At 60.8% G+C, this 24,667-nt stretch carries 20 protein-coding genes; 3 read left to right on the forward strand and 17 right to left on the reverse strand.

The genetic code is table 11. The annotated features are described in order from the left end of the window. Positions 1-174 precede the first annotated feature (174 nt). Positions 175-2,034, forward strand: coding sequence for a hypothetical protein (locus tag PSEMAI1_RS0114975; RefSeq protein ID WP_156943156.1), 1,860 nt, complete (start codon positions 175-177; stop codon positions 2,032-2,034). 129 nt (positions 2,035-2,163) lie between these two features. On the opposite strand, the gene PSEMAI1_RS0114980 is transcribed toward PSEMAI1_RS0114975, so the two are convergent. Together PSEMAI1_RS0114980 and PSEMAI1_RS0114985 are read right to left on the reverse strand one after the other, a co-directional pair. Next, entirely contained in the window at positions 2,164-3,972 is a 1,809-nt protein-coding gene (locus PSEMAI1_RS0114980; protein ID WP_024303654.1) for an NEW3 domain-containing protein, read from the reverse strand. A 536-nt stretch (positions 3,973-4,508) separates the two neighbouring features. Continuing rightward, positions 4,509-5,234, reverse strand: a complete 726-nt coding sequence (locus PSEMAI1_RS0114985) for a DsbC family protein (protein ID WP_232219930.1) — start codon at positions 5,232-5,234, stop codon at positions 4,509-4,511. A 587-nt stretch (positions 5,235-5,821) separates the two neighbouring features. On the opposite strand from PSEMAI1_RS0114985, the gene PSEMAI1_RS0114990 reads away from it, so the two are divergent. Continuing rightward, positions 5,822-8,833, forward strand: coding sequence for a hypothetical protein (locus PSEMAI1_RS0114990; RefSeq protein ID WP_024303656.1), 3,012 nt, complete (start codon positions 5,822-5,824; stop codon positions 8,831-8,833). A 96-nt stretch (positions 8,834-8,929) separates the two neighbouring features. Here the strand turns inward: PSEMAI1_RS0114990 and PSEMAI1_RS0114995 are convergent, their stop codons facing one another. Further along, positions 8,930-10,948, reverse strand: coding sequence for an Ig-like domain-containing protein (locus PSEMAI1_RS0114995; protein WP_024303657.1), 2,019 nt, complete (start codon positions 10,946-10,948; stop codon positions 8,930-8,932). A gap of 132 nt (positions 10,949-11,080) precedes the next feature. Here PSEMAI1_RS0114995 and PSEMAI1_RS22055 point away from each other — a divergent pair, with 132 nt between their 5' ends. Beyond that, complete coding sequence (locus tag PSEMAI1_RS22055) at positions 11,081-11,362, forward strand: hypothetical protein (RefSeq protein WP_198019625.1); 282 nt, start codon at positions 11,081-11,083, stop codon at positions 11,360-11,362. Positions 11,363-11,498: 136 nt separating this feature from the next. Here PSEMAI1_RS22055 and PSEMAI1_RS0115000 read toward each other — a convergent pair whose 3' ends face one another. From PSEMAI1_RS0115000 to hflC, 14 genes are all read right to left on the reverse strand, one after another. Next, positions 11,499-12,104 (reverse strand): type II secretion system protein, encoded by a 606-nt coding sequence (locus tag PSEMAI1_RS0115000; protein ID WP_029770751.1) that lies wholly within the window; start codon positions 12,102-12,104, stop codon positions 11,499-11,501. 2 nt (positions 12,105-12,106) lie between these two features. Further along, positions 12,107-12,487, reverse strand: a complete 381-nt coding sequence (locus tag PSEMAI1_RS0115005; protein ID WP_024303659.1) for a type IV pilin protein — start codon at positions 12,485-12,487, stop codon at positions 12,107-12,109. Between the two features lie 81 nt (positions 12,488-12,568). Beyond that, complete coding sequence (locus PSEMAI1_RS0115010; protein ID WP_232219931.1) at positions 12,569-13,081, reverse strand: type II secretion system protein; 513 nt, start codon at positions 13,079-13,081, stop codon at positions 12,569-12,571. Positions 13,082-13,098: 17 nt separating this feature from the next. Next, entirely contained in the window at positions 13,099-15,084 is a 1,986-nt protein-coding gene (locus tag PSEMAI1_RS0115015; RefSeq protein ID WP_024303661.1) for a tetratricopeptide repeat protein, read from the reverse strand. Then, positions 15,081-15,605 (reverse strand): hypothetical protein, encoded by a 525-nt coding sequence (locus tag PSEMAI1_RS0115020; protein ID WP_232219932.1) that lies wholly within the window; start codon positions 15,603-15,605, stop codon positions 15,081-15,083. The genes PSEMAI1_RS0115015 and PSEMAI1_RS0115020 overlap by 4 nt, the downstream gene beginning before the upstream one ends. A 2-nt stretch (positions 15,606-15,607) precedes the next feature. Continuing rightward, entirely contained in the window at positions 15,608-16,156 is a 549-nt protein-coding gene (locus PSEMAI1_RS0115025; protein WP_024303663.1) for a hypothetical protein, read from the reverse strand. After that, positions 16,153-16,683, reverse strand: a complete 531-nt coding sequence (locus tag PSEMAI1_RS0115030; RefSeq protein ID WP_024303664.1) for a membrane protein — start codon at positions 16,681-16,683, stop codon at positions 16,153-16,155. The genes PSEMAI1_RS0115025 and PSEMAI1_RS0115030 overlap by 4 nt, the downstream gene beginning before the upstream one ends. A 2-nt stretch (positions 16,684-16,685) precedes the next feature. Further along, positions 16,686-17,516 (reverse strand): hypothetical protein, encoded by an 831-nt coding sequence (locus tag PSEMAI1_RS0115035; RefSeq protein ID WP_024303665.1) that lies wholly within the window; start codon positions 17,514-17,516, stop codon positions 16,686-16,688. Beyond that, positions 17,497-19,197, reverse strand: a complete 1,701-nt coding sequence (locus PSEMAI1_RS0115040) for a GspE/PulE family protein (RefSeq protein ID WP_024303666.1) — start codon at positions 19,195-19,197, stop codon at positions 17,497-17,499. Before PSEMAI1_RS0115040 ends, PSEMAI1_RS0115035 begins: the two co-directional genes overlap by 20 nt. Further along, complete coding sequence (locus tag PSEMAI1_RS0115045) at positions 19,194-20,384, reverse strand: type II secretion system F family protein (RefSeq protein ID WP_024303667.1); 1,191 nt, start codon at positions 20,382-20,384, stop codon at positions 19,194-19,196. Before PSEMAI1_RS0115045 ends, PSEMAI1_RS0115040 begins: the two co-directional genes overlap by 4 nt. A gap of 8 nt (positions 20,385-20,392) precedes the next feature. After that, positions 20,393-20,830, reverse strand: a complete 438-nt coding sequence (gene gspG / locus PSEMAI1_RS0115050) for a type II secretion system major pseudopilin GspG (protein ID WP_024303668.1) — start codon at positions 20,828-20,830, stop codon at positions 20,393-20,395. A 370-nt stretch (positions 20,831-21,200) separates the two neighbouring features. Further along, positions 21,201-22,496, reverse strand: coding sequence for an adenylosuccinate synthase (locus tag PSEMAI1_RS0115055; protein WP_024303669.1), 1,296 nt, complete (start codon positions 22,494-22,496; stop codon positions 21,201-21,203). A gap of 34 nt (positions 22,497-22,530) precedes the next feature. Then, positions 22,531-23,682, reverse strand: coding sequence for an ATP phosphoribosyltransferase regulatory subunit (locus PSEMAI1_RS0115060; RefSeq protein WP_024303670.1), 1,152 nt, complete (start codon positions 23,680-23,682; stop codon positions 22,531-22,533). 100 nt (positions 23,683-23,782) lie between these two features. Next, a complete protein-coding gene (hflC, locus tag PSEMAI1_RS0115065) occupies positions 23,783-24,664 on the reverse strand; it encodes a protease modulator HflC (RefSeq protein ID WP_024303671.1) in 882 nt (293 codons plus the stop codon). Positions 24,665-24,667 lie beyond the last annotated feature (3 nt).

Raw genomic sequence — 24,667 nt, forward strand, 5'->3', positions numbered from 1 at the left:
TGCCATGATCACCAACCCGCCGGGCTGCGTCCCGGTGTTTCGCTTGATGATTCTGCACCCGAATAAAAATTAATAGCGATAGGTCATCCTGGCGGAACATTTCGCGGGAAAGGGGAATCATGCGTGCGATTCCTTGGCAGGAACCGCCTTTGAGTCATTCAGAGGAGGTGTGACATGAGTACGTGCAGTTTCAATAAACTTTGTCGGGCCGTCGCCATTACATGTACGGCGGCCCTCATGGGCGTTGGCTTGGCGCCTCCAGCGTTCGCAAGTGTAGTAAGCGATAATTCGCTCTTCGAGTTGGATAGACCGAATGTCCCAGACACGGTCGACCCCAACTGTTCAGGGGCAAGTAATACATTCCCCTGCTTACCCCCCAGTGCTCTTCCCGACGACTGGAACAATTTTGGCCCCAATGGTTCCAATTCAGACACGGTTAAAAAGGGCTCCTCCCACGCGGACGTCTTTACCGGGATCATCACTGATACCACTCCTCATGTTTTCAGTAAAGGGTCAAAGGACGAGGACGATGTCAGCAAATGGGATTTCCGATCAGGTTCATCCCCAGCCAAGGCAGATATGACGCATGCCTATGCGGCAGGCTATAACCATAACACTAGCGGGGCTAATATTCCTCTCGTGTTGTTCTTTGGTTCCAACCGCAGCTCCTTCAATGGCACCACGGAGCTCGGTTACTGGTTCTTCAAGAACAAAGTTGTGCTGGATGAAACCACTGGGACATTCAAAAATGCCGATGGAACAGGCCCCGCCCACCATTGCAATAACGATCTGCTGGTAACGGTTGCCTACGACAATGGCGGCAAGATCGGCACGATTCGTGTGCGCAAGTGGAGTGATACTAGCGGTGACCCCTGCGACGGCACCGGCACGCTGGTGGATGTGACTAATTCCACCAACACCAGCGGGATTTCCGGCCGCTTCTGTGATGTCTCCGGAACAGGCAACCCAGGTGCAGACACCGTTTGCGCAGGTTCGAATAGCACAACGATCACCCTCCCGTGGGCTCCAGGTGAGGGGGGCTCAGGCCAATTCCTGGAAGGCGGCCTTGACGTCGCGGCGCTAACCGGGGAAGACAAGCCGTGCTTTGCCAGTTTCATGGCGACCAGCCGGTCATCATCCACCACGAAATCCGAGACCAAGAACTTTATTCTCAGGGATTTCCCGGTCTGCAAGCTGGATGTGACCAAGACCTGTGTCTTCAAAGAACTAGTCTCGCAGAATCAGGCAAGGTTCACGGTTAAAGGTCAAGTCACCAACTCTGGCGGTGGCACGCTTGCCAATATCACGGTGACGGATGTTCCTGCGCTGGAGTCCGGCTCCACCGGCTTCTTCACTTGTAGCGGTGGCTTGCCGACGACTACTTCGAAAGATCCCGCCTCTTTGGTTCCTGGCGACACGATCTGCTATAGCGCCACCATTCTGGGCGGAACTGGTGTCCAAACTTTCGAAGACACGATTACTGCTCATGGCACATCGTCTGGGGCGACTATCAGTTCCAACGGTGCTACGGCAACGTGTACCGTGCAATTCGAGGGTTTCCCAACGATTTCGAAGAGTTGCACCACTTGCCTCAATGATACCGACACAGCCAACCGTGTAGTTCTGGATGTCAGCTACGGCGGATCGTTGTGCAACACCAATAACTTCGCCTTCACCAATGTTACGATCAAGGATCTGGCGGAAGGTACCGATAGCGCAGCTAGCACTGCCGGTATCGTCATTGCTGGCGGCCTGACCAATGGCAGCTTCACGCTCGGCGCGGGCACCGAGGCCGATCCGACTTGCGTAAATTATACCGGTACGTATAAGCCGCACCATGCACTCAATAAGCTCTTGTCTTCTGGGAACACCTTGAACCCGGATGTGGCACAGCTTAGGGATACCATTTCGGCCACTGGGACAAGGCCATTTGGCACAGCCGACGAGTTGCTTGTATCCACGCCGAAATCGTGCAATCTGTGCCTCAACCCGGATAATCCGCCGGCTCGTTGCGGCTTCACGCCGAACCTATAATTAGTTAGTAAACGTTGCTTAGTTGCAAACATGAAGGGCGATGGATTTTCACCCATCGCCCTTTTCTTATGCTTTGAACCATTACACCTGCCATCCCGACTCAGCAAGATGGCGGCCTTGCTCCGGCGATTACTTCACTCTACCCTTGCCGCCCCCCTTACCAGATGTAGTGGTAGTAGTGGTACTGGCGACGCTGTAGGTGGCCGAACCGCTCGCGCTATACGAGGTGTTGGTAGCGGTAGCTCCGATAGTGTACGAACTAACCAAGGCCGTGGACGATGAGGTTACTGTGAACGTTGTCGAACCAGCACTACCCGGGCTGACGGTCAACGCACTGCTCCCAAAGCTTGCCCCCCAGCCGGACGGTACACTCGCCAACAGGTTAAATGTAGAAGCGCTGCAGGCGCTGCTGTCATTATTGGTCACTGCCACGGTATATGTGACCGAGGTACCAGCGGCGACCGAAGTATTCTGGGACGTCGAAACCAGCACCGACGGGTTAGTCTGCACACAGGACTGGGTGGGTTTGCTGGCAAAGCTTACGTTCACTGTAGCGCCGGTAGTGTCGGCTGAGAGCGTAGTGACCACGATGCCGGCAGTACTGTCGCTATAACTCTGACCAGGGACCAAGGCCGAATCATATTGACCTACTTCGCTACCAGGAGTCATATCCAGCAAGTAGCTGCTGCCAATGTCGCCATCGGTGCCGAGGCGCACCTGTACCCCGCGGGTCAGATTGTTGTTGTACATCAACGTCGGCAGAGCCGTATCGAAACCGACTGGCTGGCGGTATTCGATGTAATACCAGGTTTTTGCCCCGGTGGTGGCATCGACACCCTTCAAAATCTTGAGCGCCTTGGATTTACTGCCCGCGATTTCGTAAGGGTCCAGGCTATAGGTGCCATCCGAAGAGACAGTGGTAATGGGAGGCATGGCGCCGTTGTTGAGCCAACCTAGCTGCTCCTTATGGAAGGCATCGAAATGCCCGGTGCTAATGGCGCCCATACTGTCACTTGGGTCACCGTAAGCGTTGATTCCACAATTACTGCCTAAGGAAACGGTGCCGCAGTTCATATATTTGGCATGATCAAGGCCGAGATTGTGGCCCAGCTCATGGCTGATGGTCTTAACGGCGATTGTCCCGTTCAACCATGCCTCTGAAGGCGCCCCGCCAACGGTGGCCGAGCCTGACCAAGGGTAGGTGGGATGCTTGGGAAAAACGTAGACGTATCGGCTGTAGGCGGTCAGATCAACACCAGCAGCCTGCGCAGCCTGTTTTGCATGGCTGGCAATTGTAATTGCATCACTCGTCGAGGAAATGGGCAGAGTATACCATCCAAGGACATTGCCGCTGAGCCAGGTATTCCCGAAGGAATTTTCCTTGTAAAAGCTGGTAGCGCTCCCAGTACTTCCAAAAAAAGCTGCATTCGCCTGGGATGAAGTGAAGGGCTGGGTGGTGTTGTCGGTAAAGTTCACCAGCATGACGGCGACTTTCTGCTCGCCAAAGGTGTTAGTCGAAGCCATCGCCAAAACCTGGACATTGCTGCCTCCGCTGCTATCCAGATAAAGGACGTTACCGCTCTTGGCACCCTTGACCCGCAGCTTAGTGCCGGTCGGGTGATGAGGAGCGTGGGCCTTGAATTTCAGCTCATAGCGCTCGCCCTTGTCAGTCTTCAGAAAATGCCGAGTACGGCTCTTTTTGTTCTTGAAGTCATCTTCGTGCAGCACTTCCAGCTCACCCTCGAGCTGAGTCTGCTGGGCGACGGACGTGGGCTGAGAGGCATGGATGGTCGATGTGGCCTGAGTAGTTTTTTTCAGACCAGTAGTGGATTGCGCAAAGCTGGGGGAGGCGGAAAACAAGAGTGCCAGCCCGCAACACGCAAGGATACGGTGCAGGCCGGCACGCAGACCGGGCAATCCCCTTGAATGGCGAAGCATGAGATTCCTTTCTTCATTAATAAAGGAAACCCCACCTCAACCAAACCGGTCAGTTCGCCCTAGGCTATCAGGATGAAAAAATGCCCCTATCGCAACAACAATAAATTATTTTTGTTATCGCCATTTTTATCATCTCGTTAGCCATTTATTATTTTTACTTAGCACATAACCAGCCACAGCATGGCGCCCTTGTTATCGGCGCTCGATACGGTGGGTGTTTCCTATGTTTTGCTTAACATTGGCGAGCCAACTATACACTGCTGACAGCAGATGACAACCCATCATTTCGTCATAATGGCAAAACAAGACATACGAATGGAAGAAAACGCAAAAAGAGCAATAATTCATAGCGTTAGCGAACATGCCGCTTGATCTTGGCACCCAAGACAAGCCCATAAAGATATTACGATAAAATCAAAAACAACAAATGCATAACAAAATATATGATTGAAAATATCAAACAGAAAGTCAATGCGCATAAAAAACAAGCCCCTTGGAGAACCAAGGGGCAACACGAGGCATTCATTCAATCTCATTCAAGGCTTTGCCGCGTTCTCGCTCAACAGTTTCTCAAGTCTGTCGGCCGGGATGGCTCCCGCGATTCGAGTGCCGTTCTCGAACATCATAGTCGGCGTACCGGTGATACGGCGCGATCGTCCGAATTCGGCCAGTTTGGCGATGGGATTGTCACAATCACCCTTTCCATCGGGGACAGTGCCATCCTGCATGACCTTCAGCCAGGCTTTTGCCCGGTCCGGCGCACACCATATCTTCTGCGACTTGGCCGTGGCGCCGGGATGCAGCTGCTCCAACGGGTAGAGGAAGACGTAGACCGTCACGTCGTCGACCTTCTTCAACTCGCTCTCCAGTTGCTTGCAGAAGGGGCAGTCCGGGTCTTCGAAGACGGCCAGTTGGCGCTTGCCGCTGCCTTTGACGATCTTGATGGCCTGGTCGAAGGGCAGCTTGTCGAAGGGTATCTCGGTGAACTTCTTCAGGCGTTCGCTGGTCAGGTTCTGCCTGGTTTTGGCATCGACGAGGGTGCCCTGAATGACGTAGGAGACCTTCTCATCGGTGTAGAGTATCTGGCCGGAGGCATAAATCTCATACAGGCCCGTCAGCGGTTCTTTCACAACCGATTCCGCTTTGAGTCCGGGGAAACGCTCTTCGAAAAGCGGCTTGACCGTTTTTTCGTCGGCGTTGGCGAGGCCGGCCAGTAGCCATCCTGCCATACAAGCGCTCAAGACCCTGCTTTTTTTCATCATCGCCCTCTCCTTTAGAAACCCTGTACACAGTGAAACAAGGTACAGTCAGATATAGACCAAGTACGATCTTATTGCATAGGGCTTGCAATGGCAGCACGATTTCACCGTCACCAGTTAACATAATTGTCTGCTGTTTTCTTTTACTGCCGGCACGTTGGTTGCATATCAAACAAAACGCCAACAACTCGAACAAATCACATCCGCAATTAATCCAGGCATCACCCATGTTTAGTAGCAATTAACAGCCTAAAAACCCCATTTGAATTCAGTTCATGCTCGGAGGTTGACAAAATAATATTTTAAATACCCCTTTGAATCTCCTAATGACACCAACTAAAATTAACCGTGTGTATTGCCGCCAGCAAAGCAAAAGGAGGTAGCAACCCAACTATCGGACATCACTCGAAAAAGAACCATAGTCAGTGCTGACCAGATGCGACATTCAGGTGAAGCGCTGAAAAGTGGTTTGGTCAAATAAGAAGCAACAGCAATAAAAAATCCTGGCGATCATTTCGCTGGCGATAGGGGAATCATGCGTGCGATTCCTTGGCAGGAACCGCCTTTGAGTAATCAGAGGAGGTGTAAAAATGAGTCCCGGCTGTTTTCGGAGGCGACTAACAACGCCCAGAACACACTCTTCCGCCACAGCAACACCGGCGGGCGTCAAACAAACCTTACTAACATTTTTCAAACTGCTGCTCACCACCCTGTTTCTGGTGTTGGGCGCCAACTCTGCGTTTGCAGCCGATCCGGATCATGTGAGTCTCACCCTGGAAGGCTGCCGCAACAATGGAGACATTACCCTGCCCAACAGCAGCGGACAGTTCGTCTGCCCCGATACAGCCTATACAACCGGCAACCTGGGCAAAGGCTGGAACGAACTGGACCTGGTGCCCTATCGCCTGACCGTGCAAACAGGGAGCTCCTCTCCGGCCAACCAGAGCTACACCCTGGCCGTGGTAGTCGACAATGAGGACGCCGGCCACCCCGGTTACGACGTGCTATCGACCCTGACCAAGAAGAGCGGGAGCTGCACTATCAGCGTTGGTGCACAAAACGTGCTCAGCCCAGGGATCGGCGGTACCGACAAGTCGCTCTACCGGCTGGTGACGATCACCCAAGCCAAAAACACCACCTGCGTGTTCGACTATTACGCACGACTGGCGCTGGGTTCGCATCTGTACCCAGGATCGTCGCTGCATGCCAACCTGACGAACGAGACCTTTGGCACAGCCGGCATCGGTGCCCGTGACGTTTCCATTCCTGTCAAAGAGATCCTGCCGCAGGAATTGCGGAAAGACATGACGGCAGTCCAGGATACCGACTTTACCTGGAACATCACCAAGGAAGCCAAACCGACCGACATTTCGTTCGGCAACGTCTGCGCCAAGGACTTCTCTGACCAGAAACCGGTCGAGATCACCATCAAGTGGACCAAATCGGCCGCCATCCCCGGTGTCATCACGGTAACGACCAACGTGTACGCCAAGAACCCGGCTGCACGCACCATTACCGTGAACGTGACCGACAAGATCTACAAGGGAACGACGCCGACCATCCAAGTCGGCACAACCGCATCGTCCGGACCGGTTGACGTGCCCGCCAACACCGAACTGAAGGTTCTGACCAACACGCAAGTATTGTCGGCAGCAGACGGCAGCGAGGGTTCCTTCAATGACGTTGCCACTGCCACCTACATCGACAAGGTGACCGGAATCCCGGTGCCCGGAAACACGGAAGCCAAGGCCAGTGCAACCATCGGCACCGGCACGACGACCAACGCAACGGCCGTCATCACCGATACCGAGTCGATCACCGGCAACTTCCTGAAATTCTCGGTTGATAGTCTTGGCGGCAGCGTACCGGGCAGCTTCGATCCGGCCTACGTCCTCGGCACGCCGACAACCGGCCCGGTCAACTGGACATCCGGTGAACAGAGCACGAGTGGTTCCGTGGTCTTCAACAAAGTCATCCATCTGGATGGCCAGAAGATTACTACGGGCACATTGACCGACACGGCAACGCTGAAACCGAAAGATGGCGCGGCTCAGCTATCCGGACCGGTTGTCGTCACCATCGACTCGGACGCTTCGGCTGAGCTGACGATCAAGAAATCGATCGATGCAGAAGCCATGTCGTTCCTGGCTACGGGTGAAAAGTACGTCATCAAGTTCACCGTAACCCGGCTGGGTGACGCCACCTACAAGGAACTGAAGGAACTTACCTTCAATCCGGGTGATGCCTCGCCGAAATCGGTCGTTCTGGATGGTCTGGTACCCGATACCTACCTGGTCGATGAGGAAGCCCTCTTCGTCAATGCCCAGGGCGTCAGCACTTCGGGCGTCATTTCCGATCCTAGCGGCAGCCAGCGTACTGTCAACCTCACGGTGGTCAATAGCACGCCGACCTGCACAGGGACGGCGGAGTTCAACAACAAGCGGGCGTTTGCACCGGCTTCGGCTCAGGTACAGAAGATCACCGAGCCAGCGCTGCAGTCGGGCGACCCTGACTTCCAATGGACCTTCACTCTGACCGGTCCGGGAGCAGGAGCGGGTGTAGTGGCCATTGCCGATGCCAACGGAGGCTATGTGCCGTTCCAGGTCGGCGGGCAGCCGTTCTCGCTGGCGGAAGGCAGCTATACCGTCACGGAAACCACAAAGACAGGTTGGGACTTGAGCAGTGTCAACAGTGACCCTGCCCTCAAGACCTGCACCTTCACGGTGGATTACCCGGCCGATGCGGGCAGGGTGTTCTCTTGCACATTCAAGAACGTCAAGCGCGCGGAAGTACAGGTGATCAAGACCTTCAAGGGCCTGCCGATCACGGGTAGTGAGGTCTTTACCTTCAGCCTGCGTACCGGCGCGTCCGCCTCGTCGGATGGCACCACGCTGCAAACGCTGCAAGCCAATGCGGCCAATGGAGGCACCATTACCTTCGACAAGGTGGTTCCGGGTAACTATCAGCTGTGCGAACAAGGCGTACTGCCGGGATGGACGACAAGCCTGGCCTCGCTGCCGGGAGCCTTCTTCCCACCGAATGGAGGGGACAACAGCACCGTCTGCGTCGGATTCACCCTCAATGCTGGTGATTTCAAGCAGATCACAGTGGACAACGTACCGCCTCCGGAAGGTCAGGCACGGACCATCGGCTTCTGGAAGAACTGGGCATCTTGCAAGCAAAGTAGCGGTAAGCAAGCCCCGGTACTCGACCAGACCATGGCCAAGGCCGAGCCGACCGGCATCCAGGTAGACGGCCTCTATCTGCATGGCAGTGTGGCAACGCCGGATAAAGCGCCGGATTGCAGCAAGGCGGTCAGCTTGCTCAACAAGTCGACTTTCGATGGCAAGAAGAAAGCCAGCGACCCGCTGTTCAACATGGCGGCACAACTGGTGGCAGCCGAGCTCAACTACGCGGCAGGTGCCGCTCAGTGCGCGAAGGTAACCGACGCCATTAAGCAAGCCAACGACCTGCTGACCAAGTACCAGTTCACCGGCTATGGCTACACCGGTCCGCTTAGCTCCGCCGATGCCAGCCTGGCGAACAGCCTGGCCAAACGCCTGGACGACTACAACAACAACCTGCCGAGTGCCTGCCTGTAATCGGGGCGGCATGATGGAAAAAGCCCGGCTTTTCGAGCCGGGCTTTTTGTTGGTCAGGGTGTCTTGCCGGGCGACAAGTTGCCCTGTTTGCCAGCGTTACCTGTTGACTTGCACCGCCACATTGGCACTGGCGGAGTTGACCCCATCACTGATGGTGTAGCTGAAGCTGTCAGCTCCTTTGAACTTGCCATTCGGCGTGTAGGTAACCGTGCCATCGCTGTTGATCACGGCCTTGCCGCGCGATGGAACACCAACAGATTTGAGCGACAGCGGCTTACCTTCCGGATCGGAATCGTTGGCCAGCACGGCGACCTTGACGGCGGTACCGCTCAAGGTGCTGGCGCTGTCGTTCAGCGCCACCGGGGGCTTGTTGGTAGTCGTCGTGGAGCTACTCGCTACGATATACGTCACCGAGGCGCTGGCACTGTAGCCGCTGGAGGTCCCGTTGGCAGCCGTGGCACTGATCCCATAGGAGCCGCCTGCAACGGACGTCGGCGAGGTCACGGTCAACGTGGTGCTGGCGCTGGCGCCCGGAGCCAGGGTCAAGGACGGGCTGGCGAGGGTTTTGCTCCAGCCGGCAGGCACGGAGGCCGCCAGGTTGAAGACCGAGCTGCTGCAGGCGCTGGAGTCGGCATTGGTCACGCTGAGCGTGTACGTCACCGGCGTGCCCGCTGCTACCGAAGCACTCTGACCGGGTGACAGGGCGATATTCGGGTTGGCATGCTTGCAGGTCTGGGTTGTCGACTGTCCACCCACGCTGACACTGACCGTGGCGCCACTACTACCTACAGACAACAGCGAGATGGTGATGCCATTAGTGCTATCGGTAAAGCTCTGCCCCACCCCCAGTGGCGAGTCACTGATGTCGTCAGTCGCTGAACTGTTCGGGGTGATATCGAGAAGGTCACTGCTATCACCATTACCATCAGTACCGGTATGCACCAGCACGCCATTCACAGCTTGCGGAAAACGCGAGATGTCACTATCAAAACCGATCGGCTGACGGAATTCCACGTAGTACCAGGTTTTCTGGCCAGTGGTCGGATCGATGCTCTTGAGCACCTTTAAGGCCTTGGTGCCACTGCTGGCCGCCGCATAGGGCTCCAGCGTGAACGTCCCGCCACTGCTCTCTATGGTGGTGATCCTTGGAGAAGTGCCGTAATTCAGCCATCCCAAGCGTTCTTTCTGGAAGGCGTTGTAATGCACAACCCCGTTCCCCATCGTATCAAAAGGATCGCCATATTCATTGCGACTGCAGCTGCTGCCTAGCGTCGTTGTACCACAATCCAGCGAGTGCGAATGCCATAGGCTAAGGTTATGCCCCATTTCATGGGTCACTGTGCCGCGGTAGAGCGCGCCATTCAGCCAGGAGGAAGAAGGCGAGCCGCCGACGGTACCCATCCCGGACCAGGCACAAGTGTTGTTGCGCGGGATGACATAGACGCGGCGCGGATAGAGCGACAGGTCGACACCAGCTGCCGCCGCAGCCTGATTGGCGTAGGCGGCGATGTTGTCAGGGCTGCAGGTCTGCGCGATCGGCAGGGTGTACCAGCCGAAGACGTTGCCGCTCAGCCAGGTCTGCTGCGAGGAGTTTTCCTTGAAGAAGTCGTTGCTGCTGCCGAAGACCGTCGTGTTGGCTTGAGCGGCGGTGTAGGGTTGAGTCTGGTTATCCTGGAAGTTGACCAAGAGCACGGCGGTACGCTGTTCGCCCAAGGTATTGGGCGCAGGCAGGGCCAGCACCTGGTAGCTGGTGCCGCCGGTGGAGTCCAGCGCCAGCACATTGCCGCTGAGCGAGCCTTTGACTTTCACCTTGGTGCCACTGGGCTGGCGTGGGCCACGCTTCTTGAACTTCAGCTCGACACGCCCCTTCTCGGAGCGCAGGAAGTAACGGTAGCCGGTGGTTTTGTCGACATTGTGCACGTGCACGACTTCGAGCTCGCCTTCGCGCTCGACGGCTTCCGCGGCCGTGGTCGTGCCCTGGTTTTGGGGAGATGTCTTGGTTGATTGGGCAAAGCTGGGAAGCGAGGCAGCAAGCATCAGCCCCAAAACCAGCCTGGGAACGGCGCGGGTAAAAAAGCCCCTTTGGCCGCAAGGTGCGGCGGCAGTACCAAACATGAGGTTCCTTTCTCATTGTCTGGGAATTTCACCTGCCAACCCGACCAGAATGCGAACAAGACGAACGCCACCCTTTCCTGTACAGGATCATGACCCCCTTTGGCCCCCTGATGGAAACGACTGAGCGGCGATATGTTCTTGTTGCTGCCACACCTTTTTGTTGGTCTGGCCCCTGTTTTTGTAATGGGAGCCTGGTGTGCGCCAAACGCTATCAGTCAAGTCATTGCGAATACCCGGAAGCCGGACATCGCCAGTGATTTTTCCCTGATTTCTAATAGATCAGGGGCACACTATACACAGAAAAAAGCATGTACCAAGACCGTTACCCAGCCCTCTAGCCAAATAAAACGAAAGCGCTATGCTTTTGTTTTAATTAGCAATATGTCATTCAAACTTGGGGTAAAACACTGCTGATCGGCCAGAAACTATGGGGAAATTACAACGCTTGAGCTATTGCTCTAAATAGGCCAACAGATGACGAAATGTTAACGATATGAACGAGTGCCGGATGGCTTGGAAAGACCTCTTGGCCGGGCTGGAAGCCGCTATTTCACTGGTTGGAGGTGGTTTCCGCCTCTTCTTCCTCGTCTTCGGATGTCTCGGAAGCGTCCGATGCTGGCGACGTATTTTTGTCAGTAGCGGCTTGGCCATTGGGTGTACCGGGCCGCACCAGCTGATAGCTGAATTGCCAACGCGCGTAGCGACGTGCGCCCTTGAAGGCAGCGTCCTTCTCGTCGAAGTTGTCGACCTTGAGCGGGGTGCCGGGAGCGAGACTGTAGACGCCGGCGATGCCTTCGTCCGGCGCCTTGATGAGCCCCCACTCCTGCTTGCCGGTCAGCGGATCGAAGTAGATCTTGCGCAGATAGCGCTGGGTGGTGGGGTAGCGGTCATCCTGCAGCAGGTCTTCGAGCTTGCGCGGGTAGCGCTTGGCCCCGCCGGGGGAACGTTCGTAATAGAGGCGGATGGCCTCGCGGAACTGGTGGCCGATGAAGAGCAGCTCCTGTTCCTTTTGGCGCTGCTGCACGGTGAACCAGACCTCGCCGGTGGAAGCCAGCAGCGCGCCCAGCATAGCAACGAGGAGCAGCACGCCCAGGTAAGTGAAACCGGACTGGCGCTGGCGAATGCCGGGGTTACGGGATGTCGACGGCCCACGCATGCTTACCACTCGCTGTAAGGGGTGCCGTCCCGCGCCTTGCCGGGGGCGCCGCTCTTCACGTCGTAGACGCCCCCTTTGGCCGGGTCTTCCGGCGGCACGACGACCCAGGTGGCCGCACTGTCGGTGAACGGGTCTCGTGGCAGATTGCGCAGGTATTTGCCGGACACCAGCTCGTCGAGCGTGTCGGGGTACTTGGCGCGGTCGCCGTAATACTTGTCGATGGCTTCGCGCATGGTGGTGAGGTCGCTGTGCAGCACCGCCTCCTTGGAGCGCTCGACGCTGCTGAGATAGCGCGGCACGGCGATGGTCAGCAGCAGGGCGATGATGCTCATCACCACCATCAGCTCGATCAGGGTGAAGCCGGTAGTGCGATGCCTTTTCATAGGGATCTGCCCTTGCCTCGAATCGCCCGTGGGCGGGACGGTCTCATGGCCTCGGCCCACCACGAGCGGGTGTCAAGGACCTCACCATTGCCGATAGGGAACGCCATTCAGCCCCCTTCCTTCCGAGCGCGAGTAGACATCGAACACGTCGTCCCCTTCTTCCGGGGCATCGGGCGGGCTGGCGTAGCTGCGCTTGCCCCAGGTATCGGCAGCGCCGACCGTGCCGTCGTCACGGGCCATCGGGTCTCGCGGCAGCCGGCGCAGGAAGTAATACTTTTTCTTCTTGTCCGGGTCCTTCGGGTCCGGCACACCTTCCACCAGGATCTCCAGCGTCTTCGGGTAGCCGGACTCGTCCGCCGCCTTGGGGATGCGTCCTTCGTCGACGGCCTTCTTGTAGGCGTCGATGCCCTCGCGGATCTGCCGCAGGGCCAGGCGCAATTCCTGCTCCTTCTCGCGCTGCACTGCCAGTTCGGCCATGGGCAGGGCGATGCTGGCGAGCAAGGCGACGATGAGGACCGTGACGATCATCTCGATCAGGGTGAAGCCGCCCGCTCCCCCCATGCCATACCGGCCACGCCGCCCGAATGTGTCCACCTTTCCTCCTCGATCCCTCATCTGGCCGGAGTGGCGGGTGGAGTGGCCGGTGCCGCCGGCGGCGTGGCGGGTGGGGTCACCGGCGCCGGCTGATACGGCACGATGCCGGGCACCGGCACCATCGTCGGAGCGCCACCCGGCGCGGCCGGTGCCGCCGGGGCCGGGGCTGGAGGAGGTGCCATCGGTGCCACCCCACCTCCGCCCACCGCGCCCATCCCGCCGATGCTGGTTTCGGTGCCGGCGCGGAATTCCGACGTTTTCCGGTCCGGCAGGATGAGGTTGTGCACGATACGGGGGGTGATCAACAGCACGATTTCCGTCTTGGAGCGGTTGTCGTTATTGCTGGAGAACAGCCGCCCCAGCAGTGGCAGGTCGCCCAGGCCCGGGATCTTGGTGATCGAGCTGCGGTCCTCGTCCTGGATCAGCCCGGCCAGCACCTGGGTTTCGCCATCGCGCAGTCGCAGCACGGTATCGGCCGCGCGCGAACCGATCTGGTAGGCGATGCTGTCGCCGAAATCGACCTGTTTGACGATGCTGCTGACTTCCAGCCCGACGTCGATGGTCACGTCGTCGTCCAGACCGATACTGGGCTGAACCTCCAGTTTGACTCCGACGTCCAGATAAGACACCGACTGCGCGATGCCGGCGTTGACCACGGCGGTGCTGGTGAACACCGGCACCTTGTCGCCGATGTGGATCTTGGCCTTCTCGTGGTTCTTGACGCGGATGCGCGGGTTGGCCAGCACGTTGGCGTTGGTATCCTGGGCGCGCAGGTTGAGCAGCAAGGCGGGATTGGCGATGAACGTGGTCAGGCGGCTAGGCTCTGCACGCAGATCGATCACCCCGGGCGCGACGGTACTGCCCGGTGTAGTCGTTTCAGAAACGACACCACTGTCATTGATAATGCTTGTCTTGGATCCGCCCTGCAGCAGTCCGTAGCCGATCTGGCTCGGCCACTCGAAACCCAGATTCTCCAGCCGCGCCCGGTTGACCTCGAGCACCTCGACCTCCAGGATCGCCTCCGGCTCGGCAAGGTCCTGCGAGGCGATCAGCTTCTCGGCCAGCATGACCGCCTGGGGGGTATCGCGGATCACCAGCAGGTTGCGCTTGTCGTCGACGAACACGTCGCGCGTCTTGAGCAGGGCGCGCAGCAGGTTGGCGGTGTCCTTGGCCTCGGCGTTGGCGAGGTAGAAGTTCTTGATCACCAGCTCCTGGTAATCCTTCTGCTTCGCCGGATTGTTCGGGTACACCATGATGGTGTTGTCGTTGAGGATGCGCCGGTCGAGCTGGTTGGTGACCAAGAGTAGCTGGATGGCGTCCTCGATGGTGGTGTTGCGCACGAAGATGGTAGCCTTGAGATCGGGCCGCACGTCCTTGTCGAACACGAAATTGATGCCGGCGGTGCGCGAAATCACCTCGAACACCGCTTTGAGCGCCGCATCCCGGAACTCCAGCGTGATCGGCCGGGCCAGCGCCGACTTGAGCTGCGGGCTCGCCAGCGGCTCGCGCGGACGCGCCTCGTTCAGCTTGCGCTGCAGGATCTTGGCCTCACGCTGGCGCGGATTGTCGGCCAGCACCTGCCCGACCAGCGTCTGCGCCTCATCCAGCGAGCCCTTCTGCAGCAGTGCCTGCGCCTCGTCCAGTTGCTTCTTGTGCTGGCGCTCGCGGGCCAGTCCGTCCAGCCCGGCATTGGCGCGCGGGTTATTCGGGTCGATCTTGAGGATACGGCTATAGATGGCCTCGGCCTCGTCGAACTGCCCGTTCAGCTGTGCCGTGGACGCCTGTGCCAGCCACTGGTTGATGATGCGCTCGCGCTGGCCGTACAGATAGGTCTTGTATTCGGCGTTGCCGGGGGATTCCTTGACGGCCTGTTCCAGCCGGGCGAAGCCCTCTTCGACCTTGCCCTCGGCCACCATCCGCTTGCCTTCGACGAAGGCCTTGTTGCTGGCGCAGCCTGCCATCAGGGACAGGGCGATCAGCAGAAAGAAGAGTACGCGTTTCAATTTGCCCCCCCTATCTCCAGGGATTGCTGCATGCTCAGCGGCAGGAAGGTGAGCGTCATCATGGGCGGGGCGATCGCGTCCACGCGATACGTTCCGTCGATGACATCGCCAGTTTTCACCGCCAGGTTACGGTCCCCTTGCGTCACGAACACGGTGACCTGGCCGCCATCGATGACCTTGCCCAGATACGTGAACGGCAAGGGTGGCGGCGCCGGCGGGGCCGGTTTGGGTGGCGGCGGAGGCACGTACCAGCTCTGGCGGGCGAAGATATCCTTCACTTCCTGCTCCTCTCCCTCCGCTGCCGGGCCGCGCTGCAAGGTGTCCATGCTCATGGCCAGCAGCACGGGCTCCTTGCCCTTGTCCTGCTTGCCCCTGTCCTGCCTGGCCGAGGCGGTGGATTTCGGCACGGCCTCGACCACCGCCTCGGCGCCCAGCTCCTCGGTATCCGGCCAGGCTGCCAGCACCAGGGTGAGCACCAGCCCCCCGCCCAGAATCGCCCAGCGTTGTCGTTGTGACAGCATGCTCATGCCCCCCGCAGCAGCACCACCAGGCGGATCGTGGCGTCCACCTGGTCCTTGCCGATGTTCTCGCGCTTGATGCGCAGATCGGCCAGCACGGCCGCCGGGTTGTCCTGCAACACCTGCGACAGGAAAGCCCGCAGCCGGGTGTAGGAAGCGCTCACCGGCAGGTTGATCTCGTAGCGCCACAGCCGGCCGCTCTTGTCCGGGGAAATCTTGTAATCGCCCTTGGGCAGGGTCAGCGACTGCGCCTCGGCGGCGGCGTAGATTTTCTCCAGCCACAGCGGGGCGCTCTCGCGCGGCGGGAACGACTGGTAGAAGCGCTCCAGGCGCAGCTCCGGACTGATCTGGGGCTGGCGCGCGCTACGGCGCAACTGGGCGATCTCCCGCTCCTGCGCGCGCCGCTGCTGTTGCAGCTCATTCTGGCGCTGCTGCAACGGCAACGTGACCGTCACATGCACCAGGGCCGTTCCCAGCAGCACCGCCAGCAGCACCGCCCCCGGCCAGCCCAGCTGCCGGAGCTCATAGCGCAGTCGAGGCAAGAGCGCGTTCATGACCCGGTCTTCCACGCCGCCAGCAGCGAGAAACGGAACGGCTTCTCGTTGTCCTGCTGATTGATGTGATGCTCCAGCAGCACCACGCTGCCCAGGCCCGGCTGCTGTTCCAGTCGCTCGATGTAGGCCAGCATGGCTTCGCGTTTCTTGGCCTCGGCGGTGATGCGCACGCTGTGCTTGAGCGGGTCCGGCTCGACCGCCAGCAGCGCGACATCGTCGGTCTTGCTCGCCTCCAGCGCCGCGAACAGCTCCGGCCACGGCTGGTTCAGGCTCAGCCAGACGGCGTTGGCCTGCTCGATGGCCTGGTCGAGCCCCTTGTCGCGCGGGCGCTCGGGAACCGGCTGCAGCCGCTGCAAGGTGCGCTGGTTGGCTGAAACCGCCTGTTCGCTGCGCGCCACCTCGCCTTCCATGGCCAGGTAGTACCAGGCACCCGCCAGCAGCACGAGCAGCGCGGCCAGCAGCAACAGCAGCGCCTTGACGGAATAGCCGCCGTGTTTGCGCACATAATCCAGCTCGATCGCGTGCATGCTCACTCTCCCGTCAGCGCCATGGCGTACTCCGCACCGGCCTCCGGGGGGAGTCCCGGCAATGGTTCCAGCGCCAGGGGCCGGATGGCCGGGCCGCGCTCGCGCTGCAACACCGTCTCCGGCACGCCGGCGGCAAAGACGAAGATGTCATGTGGCAGCGGCCCTCCTTCCAGCCGTAGCAGCATGCGCTGCAACAGGTCGGGCAGCGCCGCCGCGGCATCGTCCGGCAGCGGTTCGAACACCAGCCCGCCCCACTGGCCATCGTGAAAACAGGCCAGGCCGGCACGCCCCGGTTCGGTCAGCAGGAAACAGCCGTTGTCACTGACCATGCGGCGGCGCCAGTAGTTGAAGGCCGCCATCAGGTAGGGCTGCACCGAATCCAGCTTCATTCCGGTCTCCTGGGCCAGCTGGTGCAAGGCCGCCAGCAGTTCCGGGTCGATCGCGCTGGCGATCAGCGGCATGCCGTACCCTCCCCCGCTCCAGCGGCACTCCCAATGTTCGGCAACCTCGCCATAGACCTGGTGGAAGCAGTGCTGCACCATGGCCCGCCACTCCTCGGGGGAGCTCAGCTGATCGTTCCAGGGAACCAGCAGGTAACGGACGAAATGATTGGAAATCACCAGTGTGCCCGTCGCCTGTTGCCACTCCCGTTCCTTCAGCACCTCGCGCAACACCGTCACCGCCGGCTGCCAGCCCGGCTCGGCGCCGGCGTCGGAACAGGCCACGATGCGCTTGGCGAGCAGACGGGAGTGAAGGCCGTGGGACAGCCGCGCCAGGATCACCCGGTCCGGGCACAGCGCCATCTTGACCCGGTCATGCAACGAAAGTGACACGGTTGATTTCCTGTAAAGTGGTTTCCCCGTTCTTGACCAGCTCGACCGCCGCCTCGCGCAGGAAGCGCGTGCCGTTGCGACGGGCCACCTCCTTGATGCGCCGTATCGGCTCGCGCGCCACGATCAGCTCGCGGATCTCGTCGGTCAGGCGCAGCATTTCGCCGATCGCCTTGCGGCCCTTGTAGCCGGTGCCGCGGCAGTGGCCACAGCCGCGCCCGCTGCGGAACTCGGCGCCGGCGGCCACGCCCGGTGGCAAGCCCGACAACGCCAGGAGCTGCGCCGACGGCTGCTCCGGCTGGGAACAAAACGGACAGTTCAGCCGCACCAGGCGCTGGGCGAAGATGCAGTTCAGCGCGGAGACGAAGCTGTAGGGATCGACCCCCATGTGGACGAAGCGCCCGATCACGTCGAACACGTTGTTGGCGTGCACCGTGGTGAACACCAGGTGGCCGGTCAGCGCGGCCTGCACCGCGATCTGCGCCGTCTCGGTGTCGCGGATCTCGCCCACCAGGATCTTGTCCGGGTCGTGCCGCAGGATGGAACGCAGGCCGCGCGCGAAGGTCAGCCCCTTCTTCTCGTTGACCTGGATCTGCAGCACCCCCGGCAGCTGGTACTCGACCGGGTCCTCGATGGTGACGATCTTGTCGTGACCGGAGTTGATCTCGGTGACCGCGGCGTACAGTGTCGTGGTCTTGCCGCTGCCGGTCGGCCCGGTCACCAGCACCATGCCGTAGGGTTCGTGAACGTAACGGCGGATCTCCTCGATCGAGGCCGCATCGAAGCCCAGGCTGTCCAGCCGCAGCCCCTGGATCTGATCGGTCAGCGTGCGCCGGTCCAGGATGCGCAGCACCGCGTCCTCGCCGAAGATGCTCGGCATGATCGAGACGCGGAAATCCACCTCGCGCCCCTCCATCGCGATCTTGAAACGGCCGTCCTGCGGGATGCGCCGCTCGGCAATGTCCAGTTCCGACATCACCTTGACGCGCGACACCACCTGCTCGGCCAGATCGAGGCCGTTCAGGCTGCCAACCGCTCCCAGCACGCCGTCGATGCGGTACTTCATCACCAGCCCGGCGCCGTCGCTCTCCAGGTGGATGTCGCTGGCGCCGCCCTTCAAGGCGTCGTAGATGATCGAATGCACCAGCTTGACCACCTGGCTGGTGTCCTCGCTGATCGACTTGTACGAAATATCCTCGACCGAGGGCGCCGCCTCGGCCTGGCTGGTCTCGCCGGCCAGCAGCATGTCGACGGCGCGCCAGGACGCCTCGTGGCGGGTCAGGAAGGCGTTCAGGTCGGCCCGGTGCACCAGGCACCAGCGCGCCGGCCGGCCGACGGCGTGATCGGCCCAGGCTTGCAAGCCGGCGTTGAGCGGATCGGCGAACAGCACCAGCAGCTCGCCCTCGCCGTCGCGGCACGCCAGGCACTCGTGCCGTACCGCCTCGGCGTAAGGAATGACCTCGAACGCCGGGTGCAGGCGGTCGAGATCGCTCATCGCCAGGGCGGGATAGTGAAAGGTGTCGGCCAGCACCTGGACGAAACGCTCCGGCGCCAGCCCGACCGTCTCTTCCAGCACGTCCAGCGGCGAGCGTTCGCGGCGCCGGCCCTCGTCGCGCGCGTGCTGCAGTTGTTCGGCGGAAAACCGCGCCGGCTCTGCCGGCATCTGGGACAGATCGCTGCTCATTGGATACTCCCGGCCAGTTCGAACACCGGCAGGTACATCAGGATGACGACGCCGCCGATGACCAGCCCGATCAAGGCCATCAGCACCGGCTCGAACAGGCGGGTGAAGCGCTCCACCGCCTGCGCCATCTCCTCTTCGTAGAAACTGGCGATGCGCTCCATCATCCCGCCCATCTGGCCGGTGCGTTCGCCGACCCGCAGCATGCGCAAGGCCACCGGCGTGGTCAGGCCGTTGCTGTTCATGGCCAGGGAAATCGAGCGCCCCTCGCGGATGTCACGGGCGGCCTGCAGCAGTTGCTCGCGCAGCGACGCCTGCAGCAGGCCGGAGACCATGCCCAGCGCCGGCACCACCGGCGTGCCGCCGGTCAGCAGCATGCCCAGCATGCGGTAGAAGCGGGCCAGCTGGTAAATGCGCATGCGCTCGCCGATGGCGGGGATTTTCCACAACTGGGTGCCGAACCAGCGCTTCACCGCCGCCTGCGAGAACAGGTAGGCCATGCCCGCCAGCAGGACGAGCACCGCCAGCGCCAGGGTGCCGGCGTGGGCCTCGATCAACTGGCCCCAGGCCAGCAGCAGGCGGGAGAACAGCGGCAGTTCGGTGCCCATGGCTTCGTAGACATGGGCGAAGCGCGGCACCACGTAGGACATCAGGAACAGCAGCACCAGCCCCCCCGCCGAGATCAGCAAGGCCGGGTAGATGGAGGCATTGACCATCTTCTTGCGCACCAGGTCGGCCTGCGTCTGGTACGCCACGTAACGTCCCAGGGCGTTTTCCAGATCTCCGGTCTTTTCGCTGGCGCGAACGGTGGCGAGATAGAGCGGCGGGAAGATGTCGGGGAACTGCTGCAGGGCGACCGACAAGGTCTGGCCTTCGTAGAGGCGCTGGATCAGGCGCTCCAGCACGCGCCGCGACTCGGGGCGCTGCTCCTTCTCGTTCAGCGCCTCCATCGCCTCGACCAGCGCCAAGCCGGCTTCCAGCAGGGCGAGCAGCTCCTGGGTGAACAGCAGCAGCTGGAAACGGCTGCGTGGCAGCATGGGCAAGGCGAACGAGGACGCCTTCTGCTTTACCGCCAGCACCGTGTAACCCTGGCTCTTGGCCTGGTTGACGGCCTCGCTGTCATTGAGAGCCTCCAGTGCCAGCAGGGTCACCTCGCCGTTGTTCTTGACTGCTTTTATCTCGAAGCGCATGTGCCGTCCTACCAGTTGCCTATATCCGCATCCTCGCCGCTGCCGCCCGTCTGCCCGTCCTTACCGTAGCTGAACAGATCGTATTCGCCATGCTCCCCCGGCTGCCGGTACTGGTACGGATGCCCCCACGGATCGGCCGGGACCCCCTTCTTGAGATAAGGCCCCTCCCACTTCGCTTCCTCAGCCGGGTGGGTATACAGTGCTGCCAAGCCTTGCTCGGTGGAGGGATAGTGCCCGGTGTCGAGGCGGTACTGGTCTAGCGCCTTTTCCAGCGCGTCGATCTGGGCGCGCGCCGTCTTGACCTCGGCCTTGCCTACCTGGGCGAAATAGCGCGGAGCGACATAGCCGGCCAAGAGGCCGATGATCACCAGCACCACCAGCAACTCCAGCAAGGTGAAACCGTGCTGGATGTGCCGTTTCATGAAGCCACGCAGCCCTGCCTTCACGTCTGCACTCCTCACTGATACCTCGTCCGGCGACTTACTTTACAGAGATCCACTCATTGAACCGCCCAAGCTTTCACAAATCGTTACGGCAACAGTGGCAAATATCACATTGATTTCGTTATAGGTGCCCCCTGTCTTTTTTGCCACGGAATGAATTGTGATTTAAACAACAATTTAAAGAATGACATCGTGCAATGCTTACGCATTTGACAGAAAGGCATGCGGGAGGGGATGCCGTCAGCAGGCAATGAGACCACGTCCGCTCTACGCCAGACATGAGGGAGGACGGGAGGGAGGTTCGTAAGAAAACGGCGCGCCGATAAAAAACGGACCCCGCAGGGTCCGTTCTCTGGTCAAGCTTCTGGCGGTCTTACAGACCGAAGGGATGACGCATCACGATGGTCTCTTCGCGATCCGGGCCGGTCGAGATGATGTCGACCGGGGCTTCGCAGATCTCGGCGATGCGGGTCAGGTAGGCGCGGGCGTTCTCCGGCAGATCCTCCCAGCGCTTCACGCCGAAAGTGGACTCGCTCCAGCCCGGCATGGTTTCGTAGATCGGCTCGCACTTGGCCACGGCTTCCGAGCCGAACGGCAAAATGTCCACTTCCTTGCCGTCGATCTTGTAGCCGACACACAGCTGGATCTCTTCCAGGCCGTCCATCACGTCGAGCTTGGTCACGCACAGGCCGGACACGCCGTTGATCTGGATCGAGCGCTTTAGCGCGGCGGCATCGAACCAGCCGCAGCGGCGCGGACGGCCGGTCACCGAACCGAACTCGTTGCCGCGCTTGGCGAGGAAGGCGCCGATGTCGTTTTCCTGCTCGGTCGGGAACGGACCGGAACCAACGCGGGTGGTGTAGCCCTTGACGATGCCCAGCACGTAGTTGAGCATCTGCGGCGCCACGCCGGCGCCCGGCGCGGCGGCGCCGGCCACACAGTTAGACGAGGTCACGAACGGATAGGTGCCGTGGTCGATGTCGAGCAGGGTGCCCTGCGCGCCTTCGAACAGCAGCGGCACGTCGGCCTTGTTCAGCTCGTACAGCGTGCGCGACACATCGGCCACCATCGGCTTGATGCGCTCGGCCAGCTGCATGGTGGTTTCCAGCGTGGAGGTGAAGTCCACCGGCTCGGCCTTGAAGTACTGGGTCAGCTGGAAGTTGTAGTAGTCGAGGTTTTCCTTCAGCTTGGCGGCGAAGCGCTCGCGATCGAACAGATCGAGCACGCGCAGCGCGCGGCGCGCCACCTTGTCCTCGTAGGCCGGGCCGATGCCGCGGCCGGTGGTGCCGATCTTGCCGGCGCCCTTGGCGGCCTCGCGCGCCTGGTCCAGGGCGACGTGGTACGGCATGATCAGGGTGCACGACTCGGCGATCTTCAGGCGCGAAGCCACGTCGACGCCGGCGCTTTCCAGCTCGTCGATCTCCTTCAGCAGCGCCTCCGGCGACAGCACCACGCCATTGCCGATGAAGCAGTCCACGCCTTCGCGCAGGATGCCGGACGGGATCAGGCGCAGCACGGTCTTCTTGCCGCCCACCACCAGGGTGTGGCCGGCGTTGTGACCACCTTGGAAACGCACCACGCCACGGGCGTGATCGGTCAACCAGTCAACGATCTTGCCCTTGCCTTCGTCACCCCACTGGGTACCGATCACGACAACGTTCTTGGACATTGGAAAGAACCTCTTCTCTGTCAAACACTAAAACTCAGTTAAACGGAACGACCTGCCAGCCCTCGGCGGCCAAGACCAGCTCGCGGTCGCAATCCAGCGCCACGGCCGATTCACCCAGGTAATCGATGATGACCCGCTCGCCGGCGGCACGCAGCGCCGTGACGGTGTCGCGGGCGGCAGCCAGGTCGCGCGCCTTGACGCGGATGCCCTGCGCCGCGTCGCGCTCCGGCAGGATGCGCACCAGGTCGCGCAGGTCGAGACTGAAGCCGGTGGCCGGGCGAGCGCGGCCGAACTTGCGGCCGACGTTGTCGTAACGGCCGCCGCGCGCCAGCGCCTCGGACCAGCCCGGGGCATAGGCCGCGAACATCAGGCCGGTGTGATAGAAATCGCCGCGCAGCTCGGCCAGGTCGAAGCTCAGCTCCACCTGCCCGTCCAGCGCGTTGGCGATGGCCGAGAGCTGCATCAGCCCCAGCTCCACCTCCGGCAGCGACGGCAAGCGGGTGCGCGCCTTGTCGAGAATCTGGCGCGGGCCGTACAGCTCGGGCAGCGCCAGGAAGGCGCTCTTGTAGGGTTCGGCCACCTCGGCCACCAGTTCGCGCACCGTGGCGATGTCCTTGGACTGCAGGGCGCCGAACAGCTCGCGGGTGTCTTCCGCCGCGAGGCCGGCCGCCGCGGCCAGACCGCGGAAGATGGCGATGTGGCCGACATCCAGTCGCAGCTTGTCGACGCCGACCTGGCGCAACGTCGCCAGCATCAGCTCGATGATCTCCAGGTCGGCCTCGATGCCGGCGTAGCCGTACAGCTCGGCGCCCACCTGCAAGGGCTCGCGCGAACTCATCAGGCCGCTCGGGCGGGCATGCACCACGCTGCCGGCGTAGCACAGCCGGGTCACCCCGGTACGGTTGGACAGCAGGTGGGCATCGATGCGCGCCACCTGCGGGGTAATGTCGGCGCGCAGGCCGAGCTGACGGCCGGACAGGTGATCGTCCAGCTTGAAGGTCTTGATATCCAGTGCGCTGTCGCCTTCCGACACCAGCGCGTCGGCGTATTCGAGCAGCGGCGGCAACACCAGCTCGTAGCCGGCCGTGCGGAACAGCTCCAGCATGGCGGCCTTGGCCGTTTCGACCTGACGCGCGGTGGCGGGCAGGATATCTGCGATATGTTCGGGGAGCAGCCAGTTACGCATAAGTACTCGATACAGAATAAAAGGCGGGGGTGGTTGCCCCGCCTTGCCTTCGGCAAACTGGCCGGAAACAGACCGGCCAGCCACGATTATTGTCGGATTGTCACTTCGCCTTGCCGGCCGACAGCGGGCTCTTCAGGTACTTGAAGAACTCGCTGGAGGGCTCCAGCACCAGCACGTCGCTCTTGTTCCTGAACGACTCCTTGTAGGCATCCATGCTGCGCCAGAAGGCGTAGAACTCGGGGTTCCGACCATAGGCTTCAGCATAGATCGCCGCCGCCTTGGCATCGCCCTCGCCCTTGAGCAGCTGGGCCTTGCGGTAGGCTTCGGCCAAGGTCACCTCACGCTGGCGGTCCGCCGCGGCGCGGATACGCTCGGCCTCGGCCGCGCCCTCGCTGCGCAGCTGGCTCGCCACGGTACGGCGTTCGGACTGCATGCGGTCGTAGACCGAACTGCTGATTTTATCTGGAAAATCGACACGCTTTAAGCGTACATCGAGAATTTCTACCCCGATTTTACGCGCATCGGCGTCCGCGCGCTTGCGAACCACCTCCATGACCTCGTCGCGCTGACCGGAAATGACGTCGGCAACCGTCTTCTGGCCGAATTCGGCACGCAAACCGTCATTGATGGTCTGCTTCAGGCGCGCGACGGCGGCCAGCTCGTTGCCCCCCACGCTCTTGTAGAACTGCTCGACGTTGAACACGCGCCACTTCACGAAACTGTCGACCAGCACGTTCTTCTTCTCGCGCGTGTTGAACAGTTCCGGCGTCTCGGCGTCGATGGTCTGCACGCGACGGTCGAAATAGCGCACGTTCTGCATCAGCGGCACCTTGAGATGGATGCCCGGCTCCTTGATGATCTCGACGACTTCGCCGAACTGGAACACCAGCGCGAACTGACGCTGATCCACGGTAAACAACGACAGGCTGGCCAGGAACAGCAGGCCGGCAACCGCCACGACAACAGACACCAGTCTTTCCATGGT

The organism is Pseudogulbenkiania sp. MAI-1 (genome assembly GCF_000527175.1).
Taxonomy (GTDB): Bacteria; Pseudomonadota; Gammaproteobacteria; order Burkholderiales; family Chromobacteriaceae; genus Pseudogulbenkiania.